Origin of the sequence: Bifidobacterium sp. UTCIF-1 (assembly GCF_006408915.1) — a bacterium.
GTDB lineage: Bacteria > Actinomycetota > Actinomycetes > Actinomycetales > Bifidobacteriaceae > Bifidobacterium > Bifidobacterium reuteri.
On record NZ_JFAG01000001.1, the window covers coordinates 235,196 to 244,809 of the forward strand.

The following is a 9,614-nucleotide window of genomic DNA, read 5'->3' on the forward strand; positions in this document are numbered from 1 at the left end:
CACCGCGGTACCACCTCGCTTATCGCACCGCTTCCCCGCCTCAGGCTGTGACACCTTGCAACGGAAAACCCGCGCGACCGCTTATGTTCGGCTGTCTCGGGCCGATCCCGTCGGTTCTACTGGGCGAATGCCGCGCATGCGGATTCCGCCGTTCTTCCGAAGACTCCCCGCTGATAACGGATCAATGCCTCACAACGGTGCATATCGTAGCACGCAGCTAGGCCATATCGCACCTCACGTGGCAGTTCGGCAGGCAGTTCAACAGGCAATTCGACACACCGCTTCTTCCAAAGCCACGGGGATGATTTCCGCTGACTACATCCCTGTATTTGTAAAAATATCTCTCACTGGCTTTTCGTCAGTGAGAGATATTTCGCAAATACCGTGCCATGGAATGCTGCAGGCAGCAGACGGCAGGAGGTCTTACTCCAGTTCCACGGCACCGGTGTAGAGCTGGTAGTACTCGCCCTTGAGCGCGATGAGCTCGTCGTGGGAGCCGCGCTCGATGATGCGTCCATGGTCGAGCACCATGATCACATCGGAGTTGCGCACGGTGGAGAGACGGTGGGCGATCACGAAGACCGTTCGTCCCTTCATCAGTGCGTCCATGCCGGCCTGTACGACCTCCTCGGTACGCGTATCGATCGACGAGGTGGCCTCGTCAAGGATCAGCGCCGGGGAATCGGCCACGGCGGCGCGGGCGATGGAGATCAGCTGGCGCTGGCCTTGGGACAGGCCGGAGCCGTCTCCCTCGAGCACGGTCTGGTATCCCTGAGGCAGCATGCGGATGAAGCCGTCCGCGTTCACGAGCTTCGCAGCCTCGATGCACTCCTCGTCGGTGGCGTCCAGGCGGCCGTAGCGGATGTTGTCCATCACGGTGCCGGTGAACAGGTTCACGTCCTGAAGCACAACGCCCAGCGATCGGCGCAGGTCAGGCTTGCGAATGTTCTTCACGTCGATGCCGTCGTAGAGGATCTGGCCTTCCTGGATGTCGTAGAACCGGTTGATGAGGTTGGTCACCGTGGTCTTGCCGGCGCCGGTGGCGCCCACAAGCGCCATCTTCTGCCCCGGCTTGGCGAACCAGGTGATGTCGTGCAGCACCGGCTTGTCCGGGTTGTAGCCGAAAGTCACGTTGGTGAAACGCACATCGCCCTGCAACAGCGTGAGCCTGCCGTCAGGCGAGGTAATCGCCTGCTCCTTGGCCTTCAAAGCCACCTCGCGTGCGGTGCCATGCAGTTTCTCCGCAGCCTTAAGCGAACGGGTGCCATCATCGCCGGCTTCGCGCTTCCAAGCCCAGTGGCCGGTCTCATGGTCGACCTCCGTCATGGTGCGGCCGTCTTCGCCCAGTTCCACGTTGACCAGCGTCACCGTGCCGCCGTCCGACTCCACCGGTTCATCCATCAACGCGAAGATTCGGGAGGCACCGGCGAGCGCCATCATCACCATGTTGAGCTGCATGGAGACCTGGCCGAGTGGGTTGATGAACGAACGGGACAGCGTCAGCAGCGAGACCAAGGTGCCGAGGGTCAGCGGGCCTGCGCCGGACAGGCCGAAGTTGCCCACGCCGCCAAGCGCCATGGCACCGCCCACGATGGCGAGCAGGATGTACAGCACATAGCCCATATTGCCCACCACCGGCATGGTGACGTTGCCCCAGGTGTTGGCCTCGGCGGACGCCTCGAACAGTTCCTGGTTCTTCTGGTCGAAGGTGCGCTGGGTGGTCTCCTCATGGTTGAAGACCTTGATGACCTTCTGGCCGTTGACGGATTCCTCCACGAAGGCGTTCACATCGCCCAGCCACTGCTGCTGCTTGACGAAATAGCGTCCGGCACGGCCGACGATCGCGCGCACTATGAAGTACAGCAGCACGGTGAACAGGAGCACGAACAACGTGAGCGGCACTGACAACCAGAACATGGCGATCACGGCCGCCAGCGCGGAGATGCCGGCGGAGAACATCTGCGGGAACGACTGGCTGATGGCCTGACGCAGCGTATCCGTGTCGTTGGTGTAACGGCTCATGATGTCGCCGTGCTCGTTGGTGTCGAAGTAGCGGATCGGCAGATGCTGCTGGTGGGCGAACATGTCGTCGCGGATCTTCTTCAACGTGCCCTGTTCGACCGTCACGACCAGCCATACCCACAGCCAGGAGGAAACGATACCGGCCGCATACAGGCAACCCATCAGGGTGATGGCGCGGATCAGAGGCACCCAATCGGGATTGCTCTGCCCGACCATCGGCAGGATGTACTTATCGATGAGGGTCTGCAGGAATAGGGCGGAACCGGCCTGTGCGATAGCGCCAATGAGGATGCACGCCACGATGGCCACCACACGCCAACGGTATTGCAGGATGTATCCGAAGATGCGCTTGGTGGTGCCGGGAGCCGCCTTGCCCATCGCGGGTTTGCGGTTGCGGAAATTCCGTTGATTCTGCTTGTCGCTCATCGCGCCTCTCCTTCCTGTGCCTTGTCACCAGACTCATTGCTGGATTCGCTATTGGAATCGACGCCTCTGACCTTCGCGGCCTCCTCGGCCGCGGACTGGTCGGCTGCGGACCGGTCGAGTTCCATCTGGCCTTGAGCGGTGTTCTTGGTCTGGGATTCGTAGATGGACCGGTATTCGTCGCAGGTCCTGAGCAGCTCCTCATGGGTGCCGCGTGCCATGATGCGGCCTTCGTCCATGACGAGGATCATGTCCGACTCCTGCACCGAGGCCACGCGCTGGGCGATGATGATCTTGGTGGTGTCCGGGATCTCATGGTGGAACGCCTCGCGGATCAGCTTGTCGGTCTTGGTGTCGACGGCGGAGGTGGAGTCGTCGAGAATCAGGATCTTCGGCTTCTTGAGCAGTGCGCGTGCGATGCACAGACGCTGACGCTGGCCACCGGAGACGTTGGTGCCGCCCTGTTCGATGTACGTGTCGTACTTGTCCGGGAATTCCTGGATGAAGCCGTCCGCCTGGGCAAGCTGGCAGGCATGGCGCAGATCCTCGTCCGTGGCATCCGGATTGCCCCAGCGCAGGTTTTCGGCGATGGTGCCGGAGAACAGCACGTTCTTCTGCAGCACCATGGCCACCTGGTCGCGCAGCACCTCGAGGTCATAGTCGCGCACATCGCGGCCGCCTACCTTGAGCGAGCCGGAGGAAACGTCGTAGAGCCTGGGAATGAGCTGGACGAGCGAGGATTTCGCCGAACCCGTGCCGCCGACGATGCCGATGGTGGCGCCGGAGGGGATGGTCAGGTTGATGTCATCAAGCACCGGCTTTTCGGAGCTGTCGGAATAGCGGAACGTGACATCGTCGAATTCGATGGAGCCGTCGGCCACGGTCGAGATCGGGGTTTCCGGATCGACCACGGTGCTCTTCTCCTGAAGCACCTGGCAGATGCGCTCGGCGGAGGCCTGGGAGATGATGAACATGACGAAAATCATCGACAGCATCATCATGGCCATGAGGATCTGCATGGCGTAGGTCACCAGAGCGGTCAAGTCTCCAGTGGTCAGGCCGATGGCGGCGTTGTTGCCCGAGGCGACGATCTGCTGGGCGCCCAGCCATGCGATGAGGATCATCGAGGCGTAGATGCAGAACATCATGATTGGATTGTTGAAGCTCATGATGCGTTCGGCGAGTGTGAAGTCCTTGAAGATGCGCTTGGAGATCCTGTCGAACTTGTTGATTTCAAAGGATTCGCGGTTGTAGGACTTCACCACGCGGACACCCTGCAGGTTCTCGTCCACCACGTTGTTGAGGGCATCGTAGGTGTGGAACACACGCTCGAACACCGGATGCACCAGCACCGCCAGACCGCACAGGCCGATGGCCAGGATCGGAATGCAGGCGAGGAACACCATGGAGATGCTCGGGCTGATGCGGTAGGAGAAGATCCACGCCACGATCACCATGATCGGGGCGCGCACGCCCATACGCACCATCATGCCGTACGCCATCTGCAGGTTGGTCACATCAGTGGTCAGGCGCGTGATGATCGAACCGGTGGAGAAGCGGTCGATGTTGGTGAAGCTGAAGCGCTGCACCTGTTCGAATTGGTCGTGGCGCAGGTTCTTGGCGAAACCGGCGGCCGCGATGGCAGCGTACTTTCCGGCCAGGAAGCCGCAACCCAGCGAAACCAGGGAGCAGGCCAGCAGGATCAGGCCGAACCTGATGATGGCGGGCATGGAGCCGCCGGTGATGCCCTGGTCGATCAGGGTGGCCATCACGGTAGGAATCACGATTTCCAGAATGGCCTCGATGAACACGAACAGCGGGGCCAGGAAACTCTCCTTGGTGTATTCGCGCATCGATCCCGCCAGCGTCCGGATGACATGCTTGGGGCGTTCCGGTTCGACGGCCTTGCGCGACCGCATGATCGCGGCTTCGGTGGCGACTGCATCATCGCTGTCTGCTATTGCAGTACGTGCAGTACGTTTTGCTGTGGTATCGCTCATTTGCTCTCCTCCTTCTTGTTCTCCGTATCCGATATTTCGTCATGGTCGAATTGTTTGGTTTCATGTCGGGGCTGTTCTTGCCGCAGCTCGAACGCCTGCTGCGCTGCGTCCACGTTGGCACGCAACCGTTGCACGTATTGCATGAGCTGTTCGGTCTCCGCCTGGGTGAATCCCTTCGACAGCAGACGCTCCACTCGCTCGCCATTCGCCGTGAGGTCGGCGACGATGGCATCCGCCTTTTCGGTGAGCACGATTTTCTTGAGCCGGGCATCGTGGGCGACCGATTCGCGCACGATAAGCCCTTTCCTCTCCATCAACGCCAGCACACGTGAGGCTGTGGACCGGCTGATGCAGAACTTCTGTTCGATGGTGTGCTGGTAGATGTCCTTGTCCCGATTACGGGCAAGGAACATGATGATATGCGCGTTCCCGCCTGTGGCGATACGCGCCGATTCCGGCATCGTCTCACCCAGATACCGATTCACCGCCTTGACGAGCGCCCGCAAATCGAAGCTGAGGATACGACGGTCCACAACCCCTCCATTCGCGACAGTTGACTATGCATTCCATGTGCATCTAATCTGCATTGAAGCATGTTATTACGTCCCATATACAACAGTTCCGCATACAACAATTGCCTGTCGTCCATTGGGGGCCACCATGTCAGTGGGCCTTGTAGGAAGCTTTGCACAGACCAATAGCTCGTTGCCGGCCGATACGTCGAAGGGGTGTTCGCAGAACGGCGGATGGGCTTCGCGCAATGGCGCGAAACCCAATGGCTGTCTGTGACAACCGTGGTTCTGCGAACTCCCCTTTGGTATGTCGCGACGTCAGGCCGACGGACCGTCTGACCGGACTGCTGCTACTTGGTCAGCGCCGCGTATTCGTCGAGCATGAAGGCGGTGAGGTCCTTGCCGGACTCGCCCAGCAGCGTGGGCAGCGAGTTGATCGGCATGGAATTGAGGAACAGGCGCATCATGTCGTTGTCCGGCAGCTTGGGCATATCGCCGCGTTCGCCGGCGGCACCCACCGCCTCGACCACCTTGGCGCCGACCGGGTCGGCGGACCATTCGCCGAACGTCGACCATTCGTTCAGCGGCATGGACTTGCCGTCACCGTCGAGCGTCACCGCGATGCTGGCGGCGATGTCGCGGCTGGAGACGCCGACCTCCACCGTGTATTCGCCAGCTTCGACATGCCAGTCGTTGTACTTCTCGGACCAGTAGGCGAAGGCGCGCTCATTGAGCTCGATGGTCACGGTCTTGGATTCGCCGGCTCCGAGGAACACCTTCTCGAAGCCCTTGAGCTCGTGGACCGGACGGGCAACGTCGGCCTTGCCGGGCGCCACGTAGACCTGAACGGTTTCGGCGGCGGGCGTGTCGGACGTGTTGGTCACGGTCGCGGTCACAGATGCGGTGTTGGCACCGGTCTTGGCCACGGCCACGTCGCCGATCTCGAACGTCGCGTAGCTCAAGCCGTAGCCGAACGGGTAATCGACGGCCTTGTTATAGGTGTCGTAATAGCGGTAGCCGACGAACACGCCTTCGCCGTAGTCGACGTGGCCTTCCTCGCCGGGCCAGTTGAGCATGCTCGGGTCGTCGTTGATGTCCATCGGGATGGACTGGGCGAGTTTGCCGGACGGACTCGCCTCGCCGAAGACCACATCGGCGAGCGCGCGGCCGCCGGCCTGTCCGAGCAGCCAGGATTCGAGGATCGACTTGGAGGCATCGGCCCACGGGTGCACGGTTACCACAGAACCGTTGGACAGCACTACGACGACGTTCGGGTTCTCCGCAGCCACTTGACGCAGCAGTTCGATCTGCTTGGCGGGAATGTCGAGCGTCGTGCGGTCGAAGCCCTCGGACTCGGCCTCCTCGGGAAGCCCGAGGAACATGAGGACCACGTCGGCGTCGCGCGCGGTTTCGACGGCTTCGAGCGTCAGCGCGGAGTCGGCCGGGGCAAGGTCGAGCGTGAAGCCGGGGGCGAAGTCAGCCTTGATGCCGCGCTCGTCCAGAGCGTCGAGGAACGATGTCATCTTGGTGGGGGTGATGTGCGAGGAGCCGCCGCCCTGATAACGCGGGGTGCGCGCGAATTCTCCGATGACGGCGAGCTTCTTGCCTCCGGCAGGGTCAATCGGCAGGATCGCGTCCTCGTTCTTGAGCATGACGATGGATTCCACGGCGGCCTGGCGAGCCACCTCGTCATGTGCGTCCACATCGAAACGGTAGCCGTCGATGCTCATCGCGGCGCGGGCCTTGTTGGTCAGGTCGATCATGCCCTGGGCCATGCGGTCGAGCTGAGCTGGGTCGATGCGGCCGTCGCGTGCGGCGTACACAATCTGGTCATCCGTGTAGCTCGGCGGCATTTCGAGGTTCAGGCCGGCGTTCAGGGACGCCACGCGGTCGTGGTCGGCGCCCCAGTCGGACATGACGATGCCCTTGAAGCCCCATTCGTCGCGCAGCACGTCGGTCAGCAGCCAGTGGTTCTGGGCGGAGTGCACACCGTTGATTCTGTTGTAGGAGCACATGATGGTCCACGGCTGGGCGGTCTTGACGATGTGCTCGAAGGCCGGCAGGTAGATCTCGCGTAGGGCCCGCTGGCTGATGCGGGCGTCCACGCGCAGGCGGTCGGTCTCCTGGTTGTTGGCGGCGAAGTGCTTCAGCGAGGTGCCCACGCCCTTGGATTGCACGCCCTCGACGATGCCGACCGCCTCATGGCCGGCCAGATACGGGTCCTCGGACCAGTACTCGAAGCAGCGGCCACCGAGCGGGTTGCGCTTGATGTTGACGCCGGGGCCGAGGATCACAGCGACCTTCTCCTGCACGCACTCCTCGCCCATCACCTCGCCGACTTTGCGGATGAGCGCTGGGTTCCACGAGCTGGAGAGGCCTGCGGCCGGCGGGAAGCAGGTGGCCGGCACGGAGTCGTTGAGGTCGGTTTCGCTGGTGTTGGAGGCCAGGGATTTCCTCAGGCCGTGGGGGCCGTCGGTGATCATGTAGCCGGGGATGCCCTTGTGCTCGACGCTCTGCAGGTGCCAGGCGTCTCCGCCGGAGGTCAGGGACGCCTTCTCCTCGAGGGTCAGATCCTTGACGGAGGGGTAGGTCGGGGTTGCGTTGGTTTCGCTCTTGATGCCTCTTTCCTTGAGTCGTGTGCGATGTCAGTCGTTTTGCGCGGTTCGGTCCGGACGTCGGCAAGGGAACGAATCTCGGGGATTCGATATCCCGCTGCCCAGTGAGGTTCATCCGCGAATTCCATCAGGCAATACCGCCTAGACCAACCGGTTGGTAGGTAGAGTATCAGAATTGACGACGCAACACACCGAAATCATTTGGAATCCTTACCAACCGACCGTAAGGTAGCAGATAATCTTGCTTGATACGATGCAGCAATACACTGTGCGGAAGTCGTTGTGCAAGCCCCATCGCCCCGCCTGCACCAGCAACCGCACCAGTTACCAGCTCCCGGGCTCGGGAGCGGAGAAGAGAAACGCATGAACGATCCCACCCCCTCCCCCGCCGCGTCGGCGGACGACCGCCGCAGCGCCATCATCGAGGCGACCGTCGAATCCTTCGGCAGACTCGGCTACTACGGCACCTCGCTGCAACGCATCGCCACCGAGGTCGGACTCACCAAGGCCGGCGTACTGCATTACGTGGGCAGCAAGGAGGGATTGCTGGACCTCGCGCTCACCGAAACCTACGACCAGCAGACCGTGGACATCATGGCCACGATGGTCACCGAGGCGCGTCCGCTCATCGCCGAAATGTGGCGCAAGGTGGTGGCGGTGAATGCCACACGCCCGGCGCTGGTGCACATGTTCTCCACCCTGAGCGCCGAGGCGCTCGACCCCGCGCATCCGGCGCACGACTATTTCGCCCGCCGCGAGCACGACACCGTGGCCAACGCGCTCAACATCAACTGGCGCGTGCCGGATGGCGTGAACGTGGAGCATCTTCTGCAGGCCGGCTTCTCGATGATGGATGGCCTCCAGCTGCGCTGGCTGCGCTCCCCCGGCCAGGACCTTGCCGCCATGTGGGCGGATTGCGAAGACGTTCTCATGCCCCTGCCTTTGTGGGAGGGGTATCGGTAGGGCACAGGCCGGTTCTGCTTCCGCCGGCGCCCGCACCAGTAGCGGCCCTGGTTCTGGGCATATGCGGTACATATACGAATCCCTACAACGCATTCTGGGCATATGCGGTACATGAGGAAACGATTTTCCCCTCCTCATGTACCGCATATGCCCAGAACCGGCTTCATGGTATGGATATGCCCAGAATAACTGGTCGTCATATGCCCAGAAAAGCTACTCCTGCACGCCAAATCATCGCCATATGCCCAGAACACTCATCAGGGTAGATGGGATACGCAAAAGGCGGCCCCGCCTTGCCGGAACAAGCAAGAGCAGGGCAGCCTCAGGGACATCACGGGAACGCGAAGCGGCGGCGTCACGCCACGGTGAACGTGGTGCGCTTGAGCTCATCGCGGCGGGACGAGTGGCCGATGAGCAGTTCGAATTCGCCGGGCTCGACGATGCGGTTGGCGTCCGGGTCCACGATGGTGCAGTCGGCTACCGGGATGTCGAAGGCCACGGTCTTGGTCTCGCCCGGCTCGAGGTCCACGCGCTGGAAGGCCTTGAGCTCGCGGTCGGTCCAGCTGTAGGAGGTGACGATGTCGCCGATGTATGCCTGTACCACCTCGGTGCCCGCACGGTCGCCCGTGTTGGTGAGGTCGATCTCGGCGTGCACGGTGTCACCCACCGCAAACGCGCCATCCTCGTCGGTCGCGCCGCCGATGATCCGGGGTTCGCCGTACTCGAACGTCGTGTAGCTCAGACCCTCGCCGAACGCGAATGCCGGATCTTGGGTGAGGTCGGCGTAGCGGTCGCCGTGCTGTCCTCGGACCTGGTTGTAGTAGACCGGCAGCTGACCGGCGTGACGCGGGAAGGTGACCGGGATGCGGCCGGACGGGTTGGTGAGACCGAGAATGATCTCGGCAATGGCCTGACCACCCTTCATACCGGGGTTCGCGGCCCACAGGATGGAGCCGGTTCCGGTGGACGGGTCGCTCACACGCTTGGCCAACACGCCGTTCTCACCCACGATGGAGGCGGGCAGCACCTGCGGCTTGGAGCTGATGAGCACGGTGACCATCGGCTTGCCGGTTTCGCGC

At 62.1% G+C, this 9,614-nt stretch carries 6 protein-coding genes; 1 reads left to right on the forward strand and 5 read right to left on the reverse strand.

The features are described 5' to 3' along the window. Positions 1-423 precede the first annotated feature (423 nt). The 4 genes from BW09_RS00935 to BW09_RS00950 all read right to left on the reverse strand — a co-directional run bounded on the left by BW09_RS00935 (position 424) and on the right by BW09_RS00950 (position 7,575). A complete protein-coding gene (locus tag BW09_RS00935; protein ID WP_044088692.1) occupies positions 424-2,448 on the reverse strand; it encodes an ABC transporter ATP-binding protein in 2,025 nt (674 codons plus the stop codon). Further along, positions 2,445-4,364, reverse strand: a complete 1,920-nt coding sequence (locus BW09_RS00940; RefSeq protein WP_044088740.1) for an ABC transporter ATP-binding protein — start codon at positions 4,362-4,364, stop codon at positions 2,445-2,447. Before BW09_RS00940 ends, BW09_RS00935 begins: the two co-directional genes overlap by 4 nt. A gap of 77 nt (positions 4,365-4,441) precedes the next feature. Next, entirely contained in the window at positions 4,442-4,978 is a 537-nt protein-coding gene (locus tag BW09_RS00945; RefSeq protein WP_044088693.1) for a MarR family winged helix-turn-helix transcriptional regulator, read from the reverse strand. Positions 4,979-5,307: 329 nt separating this feature from the next. After that, positions 5,308-7,575 (reverse strand): exo-alpha-(1->6)-L-arabinopyranosidase, encoded by a 2,268-nt coding sequence (locus BW09_RS00950; RefSeq protein WP_140463672.1) that lies wholly within the window; start codon positions 7,573-7,575, stop codon positions 5,308-5,310. A gap of 360 nt (positions 7,576-7,935) precedes the next feature. On the opposite strand from BW09_RS00950, the gene BW09_RS00955 reads away from it, so the two are divergent. Further along, positions 7,936-8,535: a TetR/AcrR family transcriptional regulator gene (locus BW09_RS00955; protein ID WP_044088695.1), complete on the forward strand. Its 600-nt coding sequence runs from the start codon at positions 7,936-7,938 to the stop codon at positions 8,533-8,535. Positions 8,536-8,890: 355 nt separating this feature from the next. On the opposite strand, the gene BW09_RS00960 is transcribed toward BW09_RS00955, so the two are convergent. Then, positions 8,891-9,614 (reverse strand): fibronectin type III-like domain-contianing protein (locus BW09_RS00960; protein ID WP_181162091.1); only part of this gene is annotated, 724 nt, incomplete at its 5' end.